Source organism: Paenibacillus sp. FSL F4-0125 (genome assembly GCF_038008565.1).
Taxonomy (GTDB): Bacteria; Bacillota; Bacilli; order Paenibacillales; family Paenibacillaceae; genus Paenibacillus_AQ.
This window is the reverse complement of sequence record NZ_JBBOZJ010000001.1, coordinates 783,809-804,735: the sequence shown is the minus strand read 5'-3', so window position 1 is coordinate 804,735 and position 20,927 is coordinate 783,809. Positions and strand designations below refer to the sequence as shown.

17 protein-coding genes are annotated in these 20,927 nt (G+C 42.0%); 3 read left to right on the top strand and 14 right to left on the bottom strand.

Translation table 11 applies throughout. From position 1 onward, the window contains the following. Positions 1-186 precede the first annotated feature (186 nt). A complete protein-coding gene (locus tag NST74_RS03545; RefSeq protein WP_341110413.1) occupies positions 187-1,128 on the top strand; it encodes an AraC family transcriptional regulator in 942 nt (313 codons plus the stop codon). A gap of 17 nt (positions 1,129-1,145) precedes the next feature. On the opposite strand, the gene NST74_RS03540 is transcribed toward NST74_RS03545, so the two are convergent. From NST74_RS03540 to NST74_RS03520, 5 genes are all read right to left on the bottom strand, one after another. After that, on the bottom strand, positions 1,146-1,868 hold the full coding sequence (locus NST74_RS03540; protein WP_341110412.1) for an MBL fold metallo-hydrolase: 723 nt from the start codon (positions 1,866-1,868) through the stop codon (positions 1,146-1,148). 208 nt (positions 1,869-2,076) lie between these two features. Then, positions 2,077-3,372, bottom strand: coding sequence for a hypothetical protein (locus tag NST74_RS03535; protein WP_341110411.1), 1,296 nt, complete (start codon positions 3,370-3,372; stop codon positions 2,077-2,079). Further along, positions 3,320-3,994 (bottom strand): hypothetical protein, encoded by a 675-nt coding sequence (locus NST74_RS03530; protein ID WP_341110410.1) that lies wholly within the window; start codon positions 3,992-3,994, stop codon positions 3,320-3,322. The genes NST74_RS03535 and NST74_RS03530 overlap by 53 nt, the downstream gene beginning before the upstream one ends. 397 nt (positions 3,995-4,391) lie before the next feature. Continuing rightward, positions 4,392-5,558, bottom strand: a complete 1,167-nt coding sequence (locus NST74_RS03525; protein ID WP_341110409.1) for a DUF4317 domain-containing protein — start codon at positions 5,556-5,558, stop codon at positions 4,392-4,394. Between the two features lie 158 nt (positions 5,559-5,716). After that, the gene (locus tag NST74_RS03520) at positions 5,717-6,838 is read right to left on the bottom strand and encodes an NAD(P)/FAD-dependent oxidoreductase (RefSeq protein WP_341110408.1); all 1,122 of its coding nucleotides are present in this window, start codon (positions 6,836-6,838) and stop codon (positions 5,717-5,719) included. A 218-nt stretch (positions 6,839-7,056) separates the two neighbouring features. On the opposite strand from NST74_RS03520, the gene NST74_RS03515 reads away from it, so the two are divergent. Continuing rightward, positions 7,057-8,244: a YhgE/Pip domain-containing protein gene (locus NST74_RS03515; protein ID WP_341110407.1), complete on the top strand. Its 1,188-nt coding sequence runs from the start codon at positions 7,057-7,059 to the stop codon at positions 8,242-8,244. A gap of 46 nt (positions 8,245-8,290) precedes the next feature. Continuing rightward, positions 8,291-8,830 carry a PadR family transcriptional regulator gene (locus NST74_RS03510; protein ID WP_341110406.1) on the top strand — a complete coding sequence of 180 codons (540 nt, stop codon included), beginning with the start codon at positions 8,291-8,293 and terminating at the stop codon, positions 8,828-8,830. Positions 8,831-8,908: 78 nt separating this feature from the next. Here NST74_RS03510 and NST74_RS03505 read toward each other — a convergent pair whose 3' ends face one another. The 9 genes from NST74_RS03505 to NST74_RS03465 all read right to left on the bottom strand — a co-directional run bounded on the left by NST74_RS03505 (position 8,909) and on the right by NST74_RS03465 (position 20,797). Continuing rightward, positions 8,909-9,895, bottom strand: coding sequence for a FecCD family ABC transporter permease (locus NST74_RS03505; protein WP_341110405.1), 987 nt, complete (start codon positions 9,893-9,895; stop codon positions 8,909-8,911). Further along, a complete protein-coding gene (locus NST74_RS03500) occupies positions 9,895-10,926 on the bottom strand; it encodes a FecCD family ABC transporter permease (RefSeq protein WP_341115819.1) in 1,032 nt (343 codons plus the stop codon). Before NST74_RS03500 ends, NST74_RS03505 begins: the two co-directional genes overlap by 1 nt. A gap of 75 nt (positions 10,927-11,001) precedes the next feature. Then, complete coding sequence (locus NST74_RS03495; protein WP_341110404.1) at positions 11,002-11,823, bottom strand: alpha/beta hydrolase; 822 nt, start codon at positions 11,821-11,823, stop codon at positions 11,002-11,004. Then, a complete protein-coding gene (locus tag NST74_RS03490) occupies positions 11,820-12,830 on the bottom strand; it encodes an ABC transporter substrate-binding protein (protein WP_341110403.1) in 1,011 nt (336 codons plus the stop codon). The genes NST74_RS03495 and NST74_RS03490 overlap by 4 nt, the downstream gene beginning before the upstream one ends. A 112-nt stretch (positions 12,831-12,942) precedes the next feature. Then, the gene (locus NST74_RS03485; RefSeq protein WP_341110402.1) at positions 12,943-14,055 is read right to left on the bottom strand and encodes a helix-turn-helix domain-containing protein; all 1,113 of its coding nucleotides are present in this window, start codon (positions 14,053-14,055) and stop codon (positions 12,943-12,945) included. Between the two features lie 189 nt (positions 14,056-14,244). Continuing rightward, positions 14,245-15,105: a hypothetical protein gene (locus NST74_RS03480; protein WP_341110401.1), complete on the bottom strand. Its 861-nt coding sequence runs from the start codon at positions 15,103-15,105 to the stop codon at positions 14,245-14,247. Then, positions 15,098-15,676: a sigma-70 family RNA polymerase sigma factor gene (locus NST74_RS03475; RefSeq protein ID WP_052404147.1), complete on the bottom strand. Its 579-nt coding sequence runs from the start codon at positions 15,674-15,676 to the stop codon at positions 15,098-15,100. Before NST74_RS03475 ends, NST74_RS03480 begins: the two co-directional genes overlap by 8 nt. Before the next feature lie 479 nt (positions 15,677-16,155). Further along, positions 16,156-18,570, bottom strand: coding sequence for a restriction endonuclease-like protein (locus tag NST74_RS03470; RefSeq protein ID WP_341110400.1), 2,415 nt, complete (start codon positions 18,568-18,570; stop codon positions 16,156-16,158). Continuing rightward, entirely contained in the window at positions 18,542-20,797 is a 2,256-nt protein-coding gene (locus NST74_RS03465) for an MrcB family domain-containing protein (protein WP_341110399.1), read from the bottom strand. Before NST74_RS03465 ends, NST74_RS03470 begins: the two co-directional genes overlap by 29 nt. Positions 20,798-20,927 lie beyond the last annotated feature (130 nt).

Below are 20,927 nucleotides of genomic sequence, written 5' to 3'. Positions count from 1 at the left end.
ATGCTTCCGAAGCGAGCTTTCCTATGGAAAGCTTTCAGGCGGACGCTAACGCTCCTACAGTTCCAAACTTCTCCTCCGCCACTTTTTTCCCAAATTGTATAATATCAAGATCTCTTTATATAGTTGAACTTGAAAGCTCTTTCACCTATAATCTACACAAATCAACGGAACGGGAGTATTGAGATTATGCCCAGAAAAAAGAAGCCCATCATCGAATACCGCCACTACAGCTTGCCGATAAACTTCCCAATTCTACTGTTAAGCGGTGAACGTTGGAAGATTTCCGATATTAAAAGTGAGCATCTCCATTTTCATAACCATTTAGAGATTGGCATTTGTCATTCAGATAGCGGCATTATGGAGATCAAAGGGGAATCTGTACCTTTTAAAGCCGGAGATGTAACCTTCATCCCTAGGTATCTTCCTCACACAACGTATAGTTCGCCAAATGAGGCTAGTCTTTGGTCTTATATCTTCTTTTCACCTGAGGATCTTTTTCAGCATTCATTCAAAAGCGCTTACAGCGACTTCGAACCAAATTTATGGGCGATCAAGGGGATGAACTGTATTTTGAACAAGGAGGAGCATCCCAAGGTTTATACCCTTGCGACGTCGGTCGTAGAGGAATTGAAGCACAAAAATCCTTTTTATCAAGAAAGTGCCTACGGCTTATTATTATCGCTTTATATAGAACTGCTTAGAATCCATTCCCAGAACGAACCCTTGGCAGAGCAAGAAATAGAGCATAACCTGAAAGGAGATTTTGTCATCTCTCCGGTTCTGGAATACATCACTAAAAACTATATGACACCTATCACCATCGCTGACCTGGCTGATCTGTGTCATCTAAGCACCACTCATTTTCGAAGAAAGTTTCACGAGATCATGGGAACTGCACCTCTCGATTTTCTAAACAGTACCCGTATTGAAGAGGCCTGCAAGCAGTTAAAAAGCACGGATGCTTCCATCCTCTCCATCTCCGAACAAGTCGGATTTCAGTCTATTTCCAGCTTCAACCGATGCTTCTCGAAGCTTATGGGCGAATCACCCAAACAATGGCGAAAAGGTGCACATTCCGAAGCTCAATCTGCAAAAGCATCTATATTGGAGTTTACGGGGTGGGTATAGGGAAAGGGAGTCCCTGTTTACTTCACTTCACAAAATCTACTTAGCACATGAATGATTTGCTCCTTGCTCATAGGGGCGTCGTGTCCTGGGATATACGTAGTAAATGAAAGAGTTGTTAAAAACTCAACATATTCCTTCATTTTTATGGGATCAATCTTACCTTCTCCATGATAATAATCTCCACTATGTGCATCACCTGCAAATAAAACCTCCGCTTCTTTAACATATACAACACAAGAGTCTGCTTCATGCGGCCCTCCTACCTTGAGAATTTGGCAAGTGATGCCCCCTAAATCCAACGTTAAAGAATCCTCGAAAATAATCGATCCTGTGCTGACCGAAATCTTATCGAACGTATCATATTCTTTTTTCATACAGTTATAGGCGAATTCTATTTCTTCTTTGGTCTCTAGACGTTGTATAACGGACTCTTCATCCCATTTCCACGCTTTCAATCGTTTCAATACCTCATTCGTTGCTGAAGATACTATCGTTTCCCCCTCAAAAGCATGCATACCAAAGGTATGGTCCCAATGCCAGTGTGTGATCAAAGCATATTTGGGACGCGGAAGATTGTTATCATCCAAATACTTCATAAAGGCATCTAAATGCGATTTGGAATTGCCGCAATCAATCATTATTGAAAAGCTCTCACCTAATACATATCCCAAAACTGGTCTGTCTGTTTCTCTAACATTTTCTAAGTAATAAATAGATTCATTTATTTTTTTCAGTTCCATAAGATTGTTTTCTCTCCTTTAGAATAGCGGGTCATTTAGTAATTTAATAATGAATCCGAAAAACTTATTGAGCAAGGGAGAGTTTAGTTTTAGACGTCCTCACCAGGTACATAAGTTAATCCAACTAAAAGCACAAAAAAGAGTCCCTCAGTAACCACTTATTTATGGCTATCTGGAAACTCTCTCATTGTTAGGTTTTGCTATAAGATTATTTAGATTTCTTCACAGTCGTCGATTTAACTTGAAATGCTCCATTTTTGTAAGCAAGAACAGAGGTTTCTTCGCCTTTCACTACGGAAGTAGCTCCACCGTGAATCGTTTTTGTTGCAACAATTTCATAGACTCCGTTTTTGTCTACATCAGAAGCCTTCATTGTATTGTAGAGCGAACGTTTGCCATTCACTTTCACGTACTCGTTAAGAAGAACTTTAACACTACTGTCTTTGAAGGATACTACGTAAGCATTGGTGCTGCCGCTGTTACCACCAGAGTATACAGTAATCATGACATCTTTAGATTTATCTCCGTTAAAATCTCCTATGAAGTTGATTTTTGGTTGGTAACCCTCGAAGCCTTTGATATTACTGTTAATCACTTTTTTAGTTTTACCTTCGAGAACGACGATGTTGATATCTGTAACCAAGCCACCATTTGTGGCATCCTTGTTACCAATCAGTAATACGTTATCTGCAACGCCATTACCTGTTACATCCATTGTTTGTTTAGCTAGCAAAATTGTTTTTGCTGTCGTTGGAATTCCCTTAAGCTCAAAGCGTTTGCCAACGGTGTATTCACTTGTTGTAGTTGTAGCTGGTGTAGTCACTGGCTTGCTATCGGATTTAATGGTTTCTGTATCCACAACCTTGAAGGCACCATCTTTGAAGGTGAAGGTTGTTTTTTCCTCGCCTAGAACGATAGCTTCAGCGTTACCGCGAATTTTTCTAGTCCCTACCAAATCATATACACCATCTTTATTAAGATCCACTTGCTCTAAAGTGTTGAAAAATGCTGTTTTACCATCCACAACAGGCTTTACGCTCAAAAGCGGCTGTACCTTATCACCTGCGAAAGACAATATGTAAGCATCGGTCGTACCGTTGTTACCACCGGAGAATGCTGTAAACATGACATCATTTGCTTTGTCCCCGTTGAAATCACCAATCCATTGAATTTCTGGCTTAAAGCCATCGAAACCGCTGATTTTTGCATCCTTCACTGTGTTTGTTTTGCCATCCACAACCACCAGGTTGATGTTGGTTACATAACCAAGCTCATCTGCTTTGTCACCGATCAGATAGATTTTATCATTAACACCGTCTTTGTTTACATCGTTGACTTGTTTACGGATAAGAACCGATTTATCTGTTGTTTTAACATCTTGCAATGCGAAAGGTTGTCCAACAGTCAGTTCACCAAGTGCAGGTTGCTTGAATGGATCTTCTTTAGTAGTTTCACTTTTGGTAGCTACGAATTCGATTTTTGTATGCGAACCATACTTTTTCATAGCCTGTTACCACTGAAGTAGCTTCGCCATGAAGGATTCTGATTCCAAGCAGCTCGTTCACGCCATCATTTTCCACATCAATCGCTTCTAATGTTCTGAATAATGCCCGTTCGCCCTTCACCTTCAAATCCCCGCCCAGAATAATAGAAGGTGTATCATTCTTAAAAGTTACGATTCTAGCATTGGTAGAACCTTGGTTGCCACCGGAGTACGCAGTAATCATCACATCAAGTGCATGGTCATTATTGAAATCACTCACATAGCTGATTTTCGCGTTCAAACCACCGAAGTCTTTAATCCCTGCGTTTAACACTTTGTTTGTTTTGCCGTTTACAACGATGAGATTAATGTTGTCGAAATCAGGAGATTCATTTTTGTCGCCGATGAGATATAACGTATCTTTAACTCCATCCAAATTAATATCCGTAGTTTGTGTTGCAATCAATACTGTGTTTGCATTTGTTTGGACACCAGCTAGTGTAAACTTTTGTCCTACTTGATTAACAGATGGCGCTACTGTTGCGCTTGTTGGCGTTGCGACAGGACTTGCCATTGCTTGAGATGAGAAAGATGCGACAGCTGCTACACATAATGCAACGGATAATGTTTTCTTAATTTTCATTGTGTTTCCTCCGATGGTTTATAAAGGTTGGTGTCGAATACAGACTTATTATATTCCTAGCAACCTAGGACAGTGTTACGGTGAGGTAACATTATCCTATTGAAATAAAACAATATATAAATAAATATCCAATTCAGAGGAATATCAGGTGCTAAATAATGCCAACTCTTTTTTAGGAGGGGTTACAATATTACTAGGAACACTTTGATTGGCTCTACCAAGGGATTTAAACAACCCTACTTTTTCTTAATAGTTTGATAACAATTCTGTAAATCAGTTTGATGTAGCGCAAAAGAATATATCAACTATATCTATAAGCACCGTATTTGATCCAAATACAAAAAGGGCTATCCCAAGTCTGATCAAAGACTTTAAGGATAGCCCGCTGTTAAAGAGTCTAAAGCGTCTCTGTAGTAAGTGTAAATCCTTCGATCACGGCATCTTCGTCGACCTCAATCAAGATGCAACGTCTCCCATGATGATTTACCTGTTTCACATATTTTAAATCCTGCGGACTGACCGAAATCGTAGCTACCTTTGTTTCGATCTTAATCGATTTGGTAGTGAATTTCGGCATCACGCTACTTGCCTTCATCTCATAATGCTTATCGTCAACGATCGTTTCAAACGCCCGTTCCACTTTTTCCGTTGTCACGTTCTCTACGCCGCTTACCGTCAGTACGCGTTCCAGATCTCTATAATCGAGCTTTGGAGGTTCTTCCTTATCGTCGTTGGTTTCGATGACCTGATGGATCTCCTCGTACACCTGTGCTAGGGTGGTTGCATCAAGCTGTTCGCCCGCCACTTCCTTCACGATGTCCTCGAATATCGCTCTCTCTTCCAGTGCCGTCATGGATCTTTCGGCATTCAAGACCTCTCCGACGAAATGCGGATCCGGGAAGTTCGATTTACCTGTACAATACAGAATGCGGTTCACATCGGAATAATTGTCCGTCACACTCGGGTAAAAGAAGCCCTGCTCCGGTGTACTTAGCTTGACGATCGGATCTACAATGACATTGTACTTGAATTCCCGCTCCACATAATCAAATAAGAGAGCTTTCCGCTGCTTCTCCGTGGAATTCACGCTGCATAGAATAAACGGATGCGCGAATAGTTCGTTTTTCTCACTTTCCTCGGCTTCATCGTTTCTATCTTTAGTCGGGCGATAATACTGCCCACGAACGAAAGTGATCACCGTATCGCGTTCATAATGAGTATCCGCCATCATTCTGTCCACGAGCAGCAGCATCAGATCCTGCCATTCATCTGGATCCCCTGTCACCAAAGCTTGGTGAAGCATCACCTGCGCTGGCTCCTCCGCTTCCGCTTGAAACTTCAACTCGAACAGCTTCTGATCTAACTCACCTGTCAGCAGTTTTTTGAAATTGCCCATATACAGCTCCTGCTTTTCTCTGTCCACCATTCCAAATGGCAGGCGCTCCCAATGATAGATCTCGTTGCTTTCCTTCATAATATACACGTTGAGAATATCGTAAATATTCATTAAATCATGATCCAGCTTAAATTGCTTGCGTATATGCGCGACTTCTTTCTTTATCATGGTTCGTTAGACAACTCCTAGGAAGATAAATTGGTCTTTTCAGTATAAAGGATAAAAAAAACCTTCGCTATATTAGTTGAACTTAAGATTGCTCTATTAAGGTAAGTGCGTGACTGCGGTGAATGTTTGGACTTCCCCTCCATACGTGCTCGTTCTAATCAATTTATCGCATGCTCTAATGCATAGTCTTCAAGCGGAATATCTACCTGTTGATCCATGGCTAGCTTGGCTAGCTGCTCACCAAGAAAGGGTCCCATCGTTAATCCCGATGAACCTAGTCCATTAGCAACAATTAGTTTATTCCATCCTTGAACCCTTCCTAGCACGGGAAGAAAATCTGCTGTAAATGGACGGAACCCTACTCTTATTTCATTTAGGCTACAATCTGCAAGACCGGAAGCCGTTTGAAGACCTTTATTTAAAATTTCTTGCATTCCACCTACGGTTACAGAGGTATCATAACCTACGACATCATTTTCGTGAGTAGCACCTACTACGATATTTTGATCCGCAAATGCAAGGATATATTGATCTGTAGGCGGCATTACCACAGGCCATTGCTCGGTACTCGCTTGTTGAGCAAGCTTCAAGTGCATAATTTGAGCCTTCTGATAACGCACCTGGAGCATGATCCCAAGCGGATGAAGCAAAGCGTTAGACCAAGCCCCTGCGCACACAATCACTTCATCCGCTGTGAATGTCTGTTCTCCGACGCTAACCCCTTTAATTTCATGATCAGCATGCTCAAGAATAGCATCTCCCTCAATCATTTGCGCACCGTTACGCTGTGCCGCTCTTAGCAAAGCATCACGTAATTCACGTCCGTCCACTCTTGCTGCACCCGATACATGCAGCGCATGATAACCTTCCGACAATAATGGAAACTTCTCTTGCGCTTCAAGATCCGTCAACATCGTAAGCTCACCTATTTCAGGGGCGTCCTCTCTGCGAAGCTCCGCTCTTTCTTTCATCGCGAGTAACTTTTTCAAATCATCATGGATACATATCGCTCCAACTTTTGCGTATCCAGTCTCGGTTTCTCCAGCCTCTTGAAGCTCTTGAATAAGTGCTGGATAAAAGCTTGCTCCCGCCTTAGCAAGACGATACCATGCTTTGTTTCTGCGTTGAGACAACCATGGACAAATAATCCCTGCTGCTGCATCTGTTGCTTGTCCAACATCTTTACGATCTATAATGATGACCTCAGCACCTAACTTGCTTAACTGATAAGCCGCTGAAGCCCCTAATATCCCTGCACCAATTACAATAACCTTTTTCATGTCTGAAATCCTTTCAGTTATCACTTTTAATCAATACATTAACACATCTACTATGTATCAATGTAACAACAAGAATGATAATTCATTCACTACTTACCCATTGTATCTTAAATTTGACATTTCTAATGAATTATCGTAGTATAAACCTCACTCAGTTAAAAGTACTTTAATTGAAGTACTAGAATAAAAGTGTTATTCAGAAGAAAGAAGGTATACAGTTGAAGTTTTCACAGTTTTTGAAGTCCAAAGGGGCAATCGGTTCTATTTTTATGGGTGTGTTCTATGCCATTGCTATGCTTGGTATTTTCTTACCAGGGTATACAGCACTTCCAGGGAACATGGATGATCTAAAAGTTGCTATCATCAATGATGATGCAGGTCAATACGGGGCTCAGATTTCGGGTCAGTTATCGGAGAGCTTACCATTCAAAACGATAAAAACCGATATATCGAATAAAAAGGCAATGGATGAATTAGAGCATAATAAGTTAGCTCTAGTTGTTCATATTCCAGAAGAATTCTCCGCCAACGTTCAAAGCGGTAAGGTATCCGCAAGTATTGATTTCACAGTCAACGAGGCTTCTGCCACCATGGTATCTTCAGCGATGTCTTCCGTTGTAGGAGAGATTAACAAACAATTAAGCGCGAACTTCTCAGAGCAAACCGCAAAAGGTGTGTTAATGAACTTTAACGTACCAGAAGAACAAGCCACCGCAATGGCTACACAAATTAAAAATAGTTATGTCGGGAATTATGTTGTCATCAATGACGTTCCGAACGGTATGCACAACAACATGTTACCGATGTTCTTAACTATGGCTGGTTATGTTGGGGCAATGATTGCCTCCATGCAATTGGTTGCTTCATTTAAAGCGAACCGCGGGAAAGCAAGCAAGACAAAACTGTTTATGTTCGTTCAACTCACAGCTTTATTAATCGCTGTATTATCAACAGTCGTTGCTTTAACCATTGCCTTCTCTGTTGCAGATGTAGACCTATCCTTACTATTACCAGTTGCTGCTCAGCAAATTCTAATGTATATGGCTGCATTTAACGTGTGTGCGATTATGGTCTTCCTCGTTGGCGAAGGCGGTATGGTCTTAAATATTCCAATCCTGCTCATGCAAACCATCGCCAATGGTGCTACCATGCCTCGTGATATGATGTATACACCATACGATTGGTTCGGCCGCATCACACCGATGTATTATTCTGTACAAGCTTATATGGCACAAATGTTTGGTTCCATTAGTCCAGCACCCTTCTTATGGGGATTAGCGGGCGTATTTGCCGGGGCAATGTTGATTAACATTGTAATCGTCCGGTTTGTTCATAAGCCTGTACCTGTGACTAAAGAAGCTATACTGCCCGTTGAAGTTAAAAATACAGCTGAAATAACCGCCTAGGTTTGGTAAGATAGAGTTTAGCCAACAATTAGGAGTGGGTTCTGTGATGTCAATTCAAATTTATATCTTAAGTAAGTTAATGGATGAAAATAATTATCCTTATAAATTAAAAAAAGAACTATCCACCCCTATTCCTTTTGATAAATTGCTCAATCTATCTGAAAGCAAGCTATATTATCACTTTGAATCTCTTTCGAAACAGGGCTTAGTTGAACAGGTAGAGATTATCAAAGAAGAACATCGCCCAGACAAACAGGTGTTTTCCATTACTGATAAAGGGCGTAAAGAACTCCCGCTCAAAATTTATAAGGTAATAGAAAATGCAGAATCTATTTCAGAGATGATTGTCGCTCTTGTGAATCTTCGTTTTGTAGAGACTGATAAAGTGATCCCTATTATCGAGAAGAAAATTGAACAGTCACTGATAAGAAAAGATCAATTAAATCAAATTTATCATCAAATAGATGCAGTTAGCTCCACTCGAGAAGTCGTAGATTTCATGGAGAGCTACTACGATTCTCAACTAGAGCAATCTATTCACTGGTGGAAAGTTCTTTTAGAAAAGCTGAAAACGAAAACCATATAAAAAAGAATGCCTTGGATTATAGCATAATCAAGGCATTCTTTTTTTATTTCCAGCACCAATCACAATAATCTCTTTTAGTTATTCACTTTTAATCAATAAATATAAAAAGTATGGAGCACCGATTAAAGCCACGATCACTCCTGCTGGTATTTCAGTATTGGCTACTACCATTTTACCAAGCGCATCTGCAATAACAACTAATCCGCCACCTATTAATAAGCATGCGGGAATCATTATTTTATGGCCACGAAAGAGTCGTCTAACTAAATGTGGAACTACTAAACCTACGAATCCAATACTTCCACTAACGGCAACCGCTGGTGCCGCCAATAAGACACTACACACTAAAAACCAAACCCGATACTTATTTAAAGACACCCCTAAACTAATGACTACAGGATCGTTAAACCTTAGTACATCCAATATAAGATGGCTCCGAATTAATAAAGGTACAATAATAAGTAACCAAGGCAGCATAGCGTACACGTGGCTCCAATTACTATTCCCTATGTTCCCTGCCAGCCACACCTTGATCATCTGATATTGCGAAGGATCTAATACGAAGGTTAGCACAATCATAAATGCACTAATGGCAGCTGCAACAGCAATCCCTGTATAAATTAATCGAATGGGAATAATGCCTTGATTGCGGTCATATGACAGCAAAAATAAAATGGCCACAACAATAAATCCGCCCAATAAAGCATACAATGGCTGAACATAAGTATGTAAGCCGGTAGAGCTATTTTGTAACAATAAAAATAACATCATGGATAATCCAGCACCCGCATTTATCCCCAATATGCCCGGGTCTGCTAAAGCATTTCGGCTTATGGCCTGTAGCAGCATACCTGCTATCGCTAACGCGCCACCCACTAGAAAGCCTAATATCATACGAGGAATACGAAATTGAAAAAGTACAAGCTCCTGCCTCGATGTTCCATTTCCCAATAATGTTTGCCATAATTCTTGTAAGCTTAAGCTGCTTTGACCAGTAGATACACTATATATAAAGCCAAGCAGTAAAATGATTGCTATGATTATAAATTTGCATCTTAGCTTCACTATAGTTCCCGCCTTTCTTTACGTGCCAAGTACAGAAAGAACGGAACTCCAATAACTGCAATTACAGCACCTACAGGTATTTCATAAGGAGCATTTACGATACGTGCCACTAAATCAGCAAGCACAACAAGGATGGCCCCCAGAACTGCGGATAATGGAATAATATAACGATAATCTACACCCACTATGTAACGTACCAAGTGCGGAGCAATTAAGCCAACAAAGCTTACAGATCCAGCCAAAGCACATGAAATCCCAGCTAACATAAATGCGGATAAAAGTGAAAGATTTTTGATAAGCTTAATATTAACGCCTAGCCCTTCCGCTGTCTCATCCCCAACAGATAGTATTGTAATCGACTTTGAAATTACGATGGCAAGTAATAGAGCAAGGAGCATCCAAGGCAACATTTGCTGTAAATGAGCCATACTAATGCCACTTAAACCTCCTCCATACCAAAAGGCCACCTGCTGTGCCACTGAAAAAAAGATACTTATGCCTTCACTTAAGGCGGTTAGCATAGCAGAGATGGCAGCACCCGCCAATACAAGTCGAATAGGCGTCATTCCTCGTTTACTTAGTAAGCCTACACTAAAGACTAAACCCGCTCCCAATCCCGCACCTAGAATACAGAGCCAAAGTGTGCCTGTAAATGTAAGTGTCGGCAGGAAAACCATAGCAATAACTAACGTGACACCTGCCCCAGCATTTAATCCAAGAATTCCCGAATCGGCTAAAGGATTGCGACTAATCCCTTGAATAATCGCTCCACTTACTGCAAATCCAGCGCCTGTAGCCATAGCGGCAAGTACTCGGGGTAAACGAATCGACTGGATCACCTGATGAGTAGACGCCTTATCATCAAAAGCAATGATCGACATGAATACATCTGCAAAGGGTATTTTTTTCGCGCCAAGGGCCATAGCAAGTACTAATACTCCTATTAGTAGGAGGAGCATGAAGATTAGCAATAATAAAAAGGAGAGTTTTTTTTCTCCTGGTAGAGATGATTTCTGAACATTTACGGCCAATGTTTCCAACCCTTTCCCTTCACTTTACAAAAAGAGCCAGCCAAGGGCCAGCTCAGATGCAAACGAATATGATTTCTAACGTAAGTCAGAGGATGTGGTAAGCATAAATTTAACAGCTCGACTAATCGCACCCGAGATTACACTTACATGTTCCTCTTGCGCAAGCAATGCCCAGCTTACTTCAAAGCTTGGTATGTGTAAGGACATCATGCTGTTGCATAGATTCAAGCTATCCTTGACCATATAATCCAGCTCATCTTCACCGGCAATCATAAGCGTCTTAGGTAACTGACTTAGCGTATTGCTGTGTAAATCAGCTTTAAAATTCTCATACTCCTTTAATAGTGAATAATCATTCCACCAAATAGAAGCACTGCTTGCAATATAATGCGAAAACAAGGTAGGTTGCGTAAACAAGGCATGCAGAACAAATAATCCGCCAAAGGAATGGCCAAACAGTGCTTGCTTCTGCTTATTGATAACAAACCGCTGGGCAATGGCTGGCATTAACTCTTTTTCAAAAAAAGCTAGCAGCTCATCTGCCCCACCAAATGAAGGCCAAGGCTCCCCATTGGGACGTTTCGGTAAATTTGCAAGCTCGGCTGGCATCGTTAAATCATAGGTTCGACGCACGGTATCAAACGCCTCACCCCCAGGATATCCAATGCCAACAACAATCGCGGGTGGAAATCCTTTAGGCTTACGCGTCAGCAATCTTGTGATTTCAGCAGCGGTTTCAAAAAGCCCATTACCGTCAAGAACATAAATGACACCGTAGCCATCCATTGCAGGCTCATCTAAAGGTTTTGCAATAAAGATTTCATAGTCTAGATTGTTAGCTTTACTCGTGATCAGCATCGTTTCATAGTTGGGCTTTACGTACGGTTTGATAATCATGGCTGCAGGAACGCCACAATATCGTCCATCGTTTTTTGATAAGCAATTAATCCGCTGGATCTCCAGTGGTCGCCATCCACCTCGAATACTTTACCTGCTTGAACTGCAGGCAGCGCATTCCATAAGGGACTAGCTTTAATGTCTGCCAGGAAGGCATCTCCCAGACCATCATTATCGTTAATAAAGATATAATCAGCATCTAAATCAGACAGCATTTCCAGCGAAATATCAGCGGACATTTCACCTTCTACCAGAGTACTTTGAGCAAAGCCTAACTCACTCAGCACATAACCCCCATAATGGAAGTTACCCACTAAGAAGATCGCACGGGCATTCGCGTTGATATAAATCGCTTTTTTACCGGCAGAAACGCTAGATAATTGTGCTTTAGTCTCTTCTAGCTTTGTATTATAAGCAGCAATAGCTTCTGTGGCCTTATCTTCTAATCCTAGCAATTTCGCAATCGTTTCCGTTGCTTCCACTACGTTTCCAAGTGCATTCTTAAACACGTAAGTTGGAGCAATTTGCGAGTAGTTTTCATAGACACCATTTTGCGCATAAAAGGCCGTTGGGAATATAATTAATTCCGGCTCCAAATCTACTACCGATTCTGGAGAGGGAATACCATTAGCGAAGCTGATTTCTTCTACGCCACTTAACGTATCCTGTAGATATTGCTGCGGTCTTTCACCCGTGGACCATTGCGCTACCGGGGTTACACCAAGCGTAACTAAGTAATCCTCTAAACCTGGTGCGTACACCTTTTGTACAGTTCCGGAAATGTTTACTGTATTGCCTACTTGGTCCGTTACTACAAACGCCTCTCTAGCCGCTGCTTCCGTTTCTTTTACAGCTGATTCCTCCGTTGCGCTCGCTTCGCTAGTTTTTGCTGGAGTATCTGTTGCTTGCTGATTCGCTGTATTATTACTGCCGCAAGCTGTTAGTAGAATGGATAATAAACCAACCATTACAACATAACTTATTATCTTTGTATTAAACCCCTTCATGATTGACCTTCCCTCTTTCCTATTTTCTCAATAATAATCATTCTCATTATTGAGTGTATAAGAGATAGGGCTCATTGACCATGTAACATCTTATGATTCCTCATGTACATTTTCAAGGTATCATCATCACTGCAACTTCCTCTAGCATCCGCTTTAAAGCCACAGGGGAATATTCGAACCAAGGATCAGAATGAATGACATAGATTTGTCGCTGTTTAATAGCCTCTAACTGTTTAAATCCAGCGTCTCTCTGCAAATGATGCCAGGTTGCGCGTGACTCATCATCAGGGCATATAATCGTAAACAGCTTATCTACCTTCAATGTACTTAACTCATCAAAAGTAATCTCTGCATTATATAGACCAGGCTGCTCATAACCAGATTCCGCTCCCAAATCCTGAAATAAAAGATGCTGAATGCCTGTATTGCAATAAGCAAAGATTTGCTGCTGATAGATACGTATAACTAGAACTTTAGGTGGATTTGTGGTCCAGCCTAACTCGCTACGAATGTCTTCCAATCTTGCCCTATACTGCGTGATCCATTGATTCGTTTCTTCTTGTTTATTTAATCGGGCAGCAAGTTCAGTTAACGCTATTAAGCAATCTTGTTTATCATCCAACCAATAGATTGGAAAATGATCCTCTATCTGTTTTACCAGCTCTGACGACAAATCTTTAGGAGAAATAAGAAGATCGATTGGCAAATGCAACAGCTCATTTGGGCTGCAATAATTTTTATTTTGCGTCAAGGTTACCTTATGCTCGATTTCTTGCGACCACAAATTATAGTAGTACGGTGTCCATTTTGCACTTAAGGGTGCAGCAAACGGGACTACTCCTGCCGCATGTAGATACCCCATCATGTTCCCAGTTACAACACCGATATTAGATTTTTGCTGGCTGGAGTACATCGTTGGGGATATCCCTTCAACTTTTTTGAACACTCGGCTAAAATAAAACTCATCATTATATCCAACAGCTTCTGCTATAAACTTCAAGCGAACGTCTTCCTTTTGCAATAATTGTTTAGCCTTTTGAATCCGTAGCTGGGTAACAAACTCCATTGGACTTTGTATATATTCCTGTTTGAACGCTGAGGAAAAATAACTGGAGCTAAGACCAGTAAGATCAGCTAAATGAGCTAAAGATAAGGGCTTCGCGAAATTCTCTTCTATGTATTTTTTAACCTCGCTTAAATCTGTCTTTTGAGATTGCTTTTGCATGCTGTCACCTCTTTACTGCTTCGATGAATTTTATTAAATTCGCTGATTGATAATTATTCTCAATTATACTTTTGAATTGGGAGGGTGGCAATGGTTGGAAGTGTATAGCCTCGTAAAAAAAGACGCTCAGGGGAATCCCCTCGCGTCTTCTTTATGTGTATCTATGAATACTACCCTAAGTAGAGCATCTTATTTTGAATCTACAACCGGAACCGGAGCCGGACCTGCAACTACCCCTTCATTCTTCTGCAAATTCTCTTTCACTTCTTCAGTCCCTAAGGACTTCACAGGAGCACCGATGCTGAAACTATCGATGATCTTCCCAAGTGTGGCTTTGTCAAAGTCTTCTTGAGCGTAAAGTTCAATGGTAAAGCCATCTTTTTCCCAAATCACAATTCCATTTGCAAAATAAACCTTAGTCCCGTTAATTACTTCTGTCTTCACTTCTTCCGTAGTACTGATCCCATTGTCGCCGCCCTTGGAGATTAGGAAATTAACAGCTTTATCCCCGGAGTTATACTGCACTTCAGCCATGCTGGTCCCCTGAAGAACAACATTCACAAACGCATAGTCTGCCATCCAGGTTGGTGCCGGGAAGTTCATTCCAAGCTCCGCACGTGCTTCATCCAGGCTCAACTTAGCTGCAACCGGCAATTCAATGGCAATATTCTCCCCGCCTTTCCCCTCTTCAGATGGAGTCATTGACTGTCCAGCCGAAGGGATTTCCTTATCGTATTGCGTGATTTCGAGATTTCCTACTTCAAACTTTGCCATGATCGATTGGAACATATCCTGTGCATAGGAGGTTGCAGAGAATGCGCCACCCAAACAAATGACTGCACTACCAATCACTATTGCATTTCTCCAGCTACTTTTTTTCATTGTTATCCCGTCCTTTTTCTCTGATTTGGGTTCAAGAGCTCCGTGGTCCAGCTTGTATACTAAACGGTTATAAATTCTTTCTTTGGCGGCTGTGTTATCCTGTTCAACATTCTCAAGCAGCTCTATGGTTTTGCTGAATTTTGTGAGATCATCATTTTTTTTATTCATGGTTGAATCCTCCTGCTTTTAAAGAAATATGCAGTTTCTTCAGACTTCTATGCAATACGACACCAATATTGGACTCACTGACGCCCATGATCTGTGCGACTTCGGAATTTTTCAGCCCAGCCCCATATTTCATTGCAATGATATTACGTTCCTTCTCACGCAGCTTGGAGAGCGCCTTGAACAGCGCTTGATTATTATCCTCACGAATCGCCAGTTCCTCCGGAGACGGCTTGGGAAATATGAGCTCCAGCAAAGAATCTAGTGAGGTATAGCTTCTTTTCTTCTGCCCCCGGAAGTAATCCGTCACAGCGTTCCTTACAATGGCAAACAACCAAACCTCAAAATTCGATTTTTCTTCTGAAAAGCTGTAATACTTACACATCACCGTCTCAAACACCTGACTGCAAATGTCCTCCGACACGTGGTGGTTATTAATGCGATAACTAATATATTTGTAAACACGTTTGTAGTACGTATCGTACATCCGGGTAAATTCCTCTTTTGACATCATGGCACCACGTGATCTTTCGATATTCTTGTAACGGTCCGCAGTACCCTGGATAACTTCCATCTTCACCCTCCTTCCACCTCACCTTCATCGAAAAGCTAAACAAATTGCGCAATTTGTTGTGAAGAAACTTACATAAGTTAATACGTAGAAAAGCCCAAACCATTAACAAATGTTTTGATAATTGTGGGATGGTGGGAAACAGGTGAAAGATCACTATTTGCGAAAGCGGCGATACTTGAGTTGCGGGGTGGATATATGTGTGGGAGAGAAGGGGAGAAACTCCGCGCTATAATTCAATAATTTCATAGTTATGTACTTCAAGACTTTTAGAATCTATACAAAATACTTGTACATCCAGTGCATCCATAAGCTTTTCCAGGTGATCTCTTTCTATATAACTGTTATCATAACATGTTCATTCCAAGTACCGTCTATTAACAGGATGTTTTGTATTTGCCTAATATAAAAAAATCCTGCCATTATCCAGCGGGATGCTTGATAAATGGCAGGACAATAACCTTACTTCATTTTCACTAGCTTTAAATATTCCGAACTTCAACAACCTTCCCTAAGTCCACATACTGGTCATGATCCACCTTCACCTTCACTCTGCCCTTTCGGCGTTTCTCACGCCATTCACGAAGATCTTCCTCCGTTTCTAAGCGAAGCTCCGCGATTTCCAGCGCTCGGTCTAGGACATATTTGCTTGTGTAAAGGACTGTATTTATTCCCTGTCCCCCTAAAGCAATGTGAGGCTTTAAAGGTATCCATTCCTCAACAGTGAATCTAACATAATCTTTCTCTTCCTTATGAGGTTCAGGGACAATCTCCTTTATTTCCTTCCGTTTCACCACTTCCCAATCCACCACTTTACCCACCCAATGAATCCCTGTCTTTGCAGGATCGAAGAATTTCCTTCTCGATTGGCACATCGCTATATATTCGATTTGGGTTATTATCTTCTGGCTTGCAAGGTTCTTCAAAGGTACATGGTAAAAAGAGTGCTGCCTGGCCACCTCGACTTGTTTGGGACCACGAACAGAGCCGACAAGAACATTTTTACCCGCGAGTTGGTTGGCATAGTATTCTTTCGTACCGCGTGGACGAGTAGATCGTTCATAAGCTTTTTCCGGACTATCCTGAATAATCTCATCCAAGAATTGCTCCACCAGGCTTGTAGAATTCGGTAGGAACGGCAAAGCGCCAATATTCAATAGCTCGATGCTTTTGTAGAATTGGTGGGTCTTATACCGCTCCTCATCCGGATAGGGAAATAACACATAGGCACCGAACATACTTCGCTCATATTCCCCCGAGCCTTTCTCCTGATACACTATGGCGTCACGATAGCGGTGCATCGTGTTGATGTCATCCTCTTCAGGTCCAGGTTGTCTATAAGTCCCGTGATAGGAAGTCCCTTCATAAGCCGGATTTAACCGATACTTCGCATCAAAAATATACTTATACTCTTTGATTTTGCCAGCATCCTTCTTCTTTAGTGTCAGCACATTATCCGGACGCTGATTGAGCGTCGGGGTCCTATCCGAGCTAGGAATCGCATTATAATACAGGATGAACTGCTCTCCGTTAACTGGATTCTCGTACACCATCTTAGCGCTCTGCGAGCGGTCAAGTGTAACAAAAATACCGTTCCGATTCACCTTAATAATATCCTGCTTCACCAGTTTATACTTCTGCCCCAGGAGCTGATTCAGCTTCAAGAAGCACCAGTACTCATAGAGCTGAGCGACATCCTTCATGGATAAGCGGAACAGGTCACTTTGGATAGACAAGCCTTTAAGCAGCATTAGATAACAGCGATAGACTTCGCGGTATCCAGGGGCCATCTGCAGCACCAGCGTAACGGACATTTGCTTCAGTACTCCAGCCTCACGCAAGAAATCCATCTTGAGCACCCGCTCTAGTTGAGTGAGCATGGTGTCTATCCTTTTTATTAGTAATGGATCTGGGGTTCGGTTTTTAATCTTCCAGCGACTCTTGAGCTCTTTCAACTTTCCATGAATACGTTCCAGCATCCAGCGGATGAACCGATTCTCATTAGTATCATAGGCGAGGCGTCTTCGTGTCTCCATTAAATGTGTAGCTGTGTAATTTCGGCTGCCGATGGTCAGGAATCCATGGTCCATGTCTTCTCTTAATCGTTCGGGATGCTTCGCGAGCTCGCGGATGTTCTCTCTTCCTGCCTTTTTGACCCGATTGGCGTCCACTAGTCGGCGATCCTGGAGCAGAGCATAATTAGGATTCTTGTTAATCCGCTCAACGGCATCCAGAAGCTGTCTAAATACATGCTGAAGTATAGTGAAAAACTCCGTCAAGCTCTGATGCTGCGTTTCCCGCAGGCCTGTTAATTGGTAGGTTTTGCGCAAAAAATCAAAGGCCAAATTATAAATCTGCTCATTCACTTCATTTAAAATATTCTGGTAATCCAGCTTGTAATCCATTTTAGAGGGAAAGATCTCCATCTCTACCCGCAGCAAAGCCTGTCCTGAACTACGGATCTCCCACTCCGTCAAACCTACCTCATTCCCAAAGTTCAGAACACCCGCAAGAATAGTCTCACCTAGAGGCTTAATTGCCTGCCGAAGCAGCACATTTTCATGATAAAAAGATAGGTTAGCAGCGGTCTTCTTCTGAATCACCAGCTCATACGACTGTGTCTCATAAAAACAAGGAAAAGCAGACTCCCTCGGCTGCCAGTCCACCATCCCGTGGGCTTCAGGGGAAAAAACTTTAATCTGAACATCACCAAGCCGTTCGGAGCAAACAAGCCCAAGCTGCGCACTCACCCATTCCTGACTAGAAGAACGATGAAGCTGCAATGTCTCCACCGTAGGATGATAAGGCCGTCCTTGAAGAAAAAGCGTAAAAAGCTCCGTTTCTATACGGAGCAATTCTACCGTCTGATTAAGAGAGCCAGTAAGAGGTGAATCCATCTTCCTCTAACCTCCTAAGCATAAAAGCCAATTTACGCGCACTTTGTGGATGTTTAGCCGTAGGTGGAGTTTGGCCAGCAGCCCATTTCAGGTAGAGTGGAGAAGCATCATCCATAAAAGCTTGGAAGTCTACTGTAACACCAGATCCGGTACCAAGAGCCCCTTTCATCAAGTTCAACAATACCCGGCGAACCGAAGAATGGCTCCCTTGAATACGCGGCAGTATCTTTTGCAGCAGTTGCCAGTCAAAAGCTTCTTCCTCACTCATCAGCTTGTACCGTTCGTTATAGATCATATAGAAGCAAATCGCATCCCGTACCCGAAAACCTACATGAGCGTGAATATCCTCAAGTAAGTCATTGATCTTAACCATTCTCTCTGTCGTCCGTACAACAAGCTCTTTGTTGGCATCATAAGCATCCACTAGCTGCAAATAATCGGAGCGCAGAAAAAGATGATTCAATTCGGCAGCGTCAGAGCTATCACTGGTCTCTACCTGCTCACCCAAATCCGGATACTGTTGCAGATTAATATAATTGAATTCTAGTGTATTGGCTCGATCCAGTACCTTTTTGCTAAAAGGATGTGTCGTTTCGTCCATGTTCACAGTCCCGATTAAGAACACATTCTCCGGAATACCAAGACTGCCATACTTCACTTGATCCTCAGACGTATCCAGCATGGTAGAAGATATGAGATCCTGTGTCTGAATCTTTCCCTCCTGCCAGTCCTGTGTTTCCAGCACACTTAGCAGTTCACTGAAATAATGCTCTACCCGCGCCAGATTCATCTCATCCATGCAGATAAAATAAGGTTTATACTGATTCTCCGGTTTCCGCGCCTCTACTAATACTTCCGTGAGCGGACCCGGTTTGAACCTGCCCGAAAGATCCTTGTACCCCAGCAGATCCGCAGGATCACTCCAATCCGGCCGCACTGGGATCAAGGTAAACTGGCCGTTATTCCCCGTTGCACCAAGAGCCTCTGCAAACAGCTTCACCAACCGAGTCTTTCCTGTTCCCGATATGCCTGCCAGAATGACAAAAGGCTTAGTCTTTAGGGAGAGGTAAAAATTCTCGATAAGGTGCTCAGGGAAGAAGAAGCCTTTGCGGCGGATGTGGAATTGGATTTGGTGGAGGAGGAAGGGAATTTGGGCATCGTCAATTGGCTCAGGTACCGATTCTATATACTCCATCATTGGCTCTACCTCCAGGGTGCTTGCCGTTTCGTTAAGTATGTGATCTTCAACATAGATTCGATAATCTTCCATTACGTTCTGTAGGTCCTGTACCAGATGCTCATCTGACGGCACCTTACCACGTTCATACTTTATGTATGCAACCGTGGATGCCTGATAATCATTCCCTCGGCCGTGGCTTAAGAGATGAATATTTTCGTCCTTATTCATATTTGTGAGAGGAATGAGCTCACGAATTTCTTGAGTTTTATTGCGTAGGTAGGCATACTTCTCCTTGCTACCTTTCTCTTTCGATGGAACCGTCACTCCTTGGGCAAGTGTTAGATACACAGCACTCATATCTTCGGCAAAAAGATATACGACATATTCACCGCTTTGAGTGGTACTAGTAATTCGTTTATCTAATATAGAAAACCAAGGCACATCTGCCCATTTCCCCTGTCCAATGGAGCCTTGAATCTTATAGTGCTCCTCATTCAGGAAAGGTAAGGTCTTTAGTTCAGAAGGAATCGTCTTACGCAATAAAGTTCCTAACGAATGGCCTTTAAAGGGTTCTGCTTTAGCCTGAACATATTGGGCCATAATATTCTCCAGGTGATTTTTCAGAGAGAATTGTTGCATTGCAATATTATACTTATTTAGCTCTTCTTTTGCTAGGTTCTCCAACTGGCGTAGGCCACCCTCCCCGAGTTGACTCTTTATCTCAGGATAAAAACCAATTGAATTATCTTCTCTATCAACAAATATAATTTCTGAAAGAACCTTAACAGGTGTCGTTAAAATAGAATTAAGCTGCCCAATCGTTATCTCGTTCCATCGGGCGTGGTAGCGAATAGGTGTCTCATCTACCCTATGTCCAAGATCTTGTTGCTGCATATAGTAACTAAGAAATCGCTCCCTCACTTTATCAAAAAAAGCTCTCTCCTGATTAGTAGTCTTCAGCTCTTCAATTAAGGATATGATGAGCACCATCTTGTAGGATTTTTGTTTTCTCCTAAAAATTTGAGTAATAGATTCTGGTAATGTCATGTTGATCCCCCAATAGGAATGTATAATTACAGTAATTACCTAAAACTTGATTAACCCGTTACTTCAATTAGAAAAGTGCGCTTGCGCTCTTTAAATTCTCCGCATTCCTCTGCTTTCTTAGCACGCACCT

Coding starts and splice junctions, on each gene's coding strand:
- NST74_RS03545 (WP_341110413.1), top strand. CDS start 187: ATGCCCAGAAAAAAGAAGCCCATCATCGAATACCGCCACTACAGCTTG.
- NST74_RS03540 (WP_341110412.1), bottom strand. CDS start 1,868: ATGGAACTGAAAAAAATAAATGAATCTATTTATTACTTAGAAAATGTT.
- NST74_RS03535 (WP_341110411.1), bottom strand. CDS start 3,372: ATGAAAAAGTATGGTTCGCATACAAAAATCGAATTCGTAGCTACCAAA.
- NST74_RS03530 (WP_341110410.1), bottom strand. CDS start 3,994: ATGAAAATTAAGAAAACATTATCCGTTGCATTATGTGTAGCAGCTGTC.
- NST74_RS03525 (WP_341110409.1), bottom strand. CDS start 5,558: ATGATAAAGAAAGAAGTCGCGCATATACGCAAGCAATTTAAGCTGGAT.
- NST74_RS03520 (WP_341110408.1), bottom strand. CDS start 6,838: ATGAAAAAGGTTATTGTAATTGGTGCAGGGATATTAGGGGCTTCAGCG.
- NST74_RS03510 (WP_341110406.1), top strand. CDS start 8,291: ATGTCAATTCAAATTTATATCTTAAGTAAGTTAATGGATGAAAATAAT.
- NST74_RS03495 (WP_341110404.1), bottom strand. CDS start 11,823: ATGATTATCAAACCGTACGTAAAGCCCAACTATGAAACGATGCTGATC.
- NST74_RS03490 (WP_341110403.1), bottom strand. CDS start 12,830: ATGAAGGGGTTTAATACAAAGATAATAAGTTATGTTGTAATGGTTGGT.
- NST74_RS03485 (WP_341110402.1), bottom strand. CDS start 14,055: ATGCAAAAGCAATCTCAAAAGACAGATTTAAGCGAGGTTAAAAAATAC.
- NST74_RS03480 (WP_341110401.1), bottom strand. CDS start 15,105: ATGAATAAAAAAAATGATGATCTCACAAAATTCAGCAAAACCATAGAG.
- NST74_RS03475 (WP_052404147.1), bottom strand. CDS start 15,676: ATGGAAGTTATCCAGGGTACTGCGGACCGTTACAAGAATATCGAAAGA.
- NST74_RS03470 (WP_341110400.1), bottom strand. CDS start 18,570: ATGGATTCACCTCTTACTGGCTCTCTTAATCAGACGGTAGAATTGCTC.
- NST74_RS03465 (WP_341110399.1), bottom strand. CDS start 20,797: ATGACATTACCAGAATCTATTACTCAAATTTTTAGGAGAAAACAAAAA.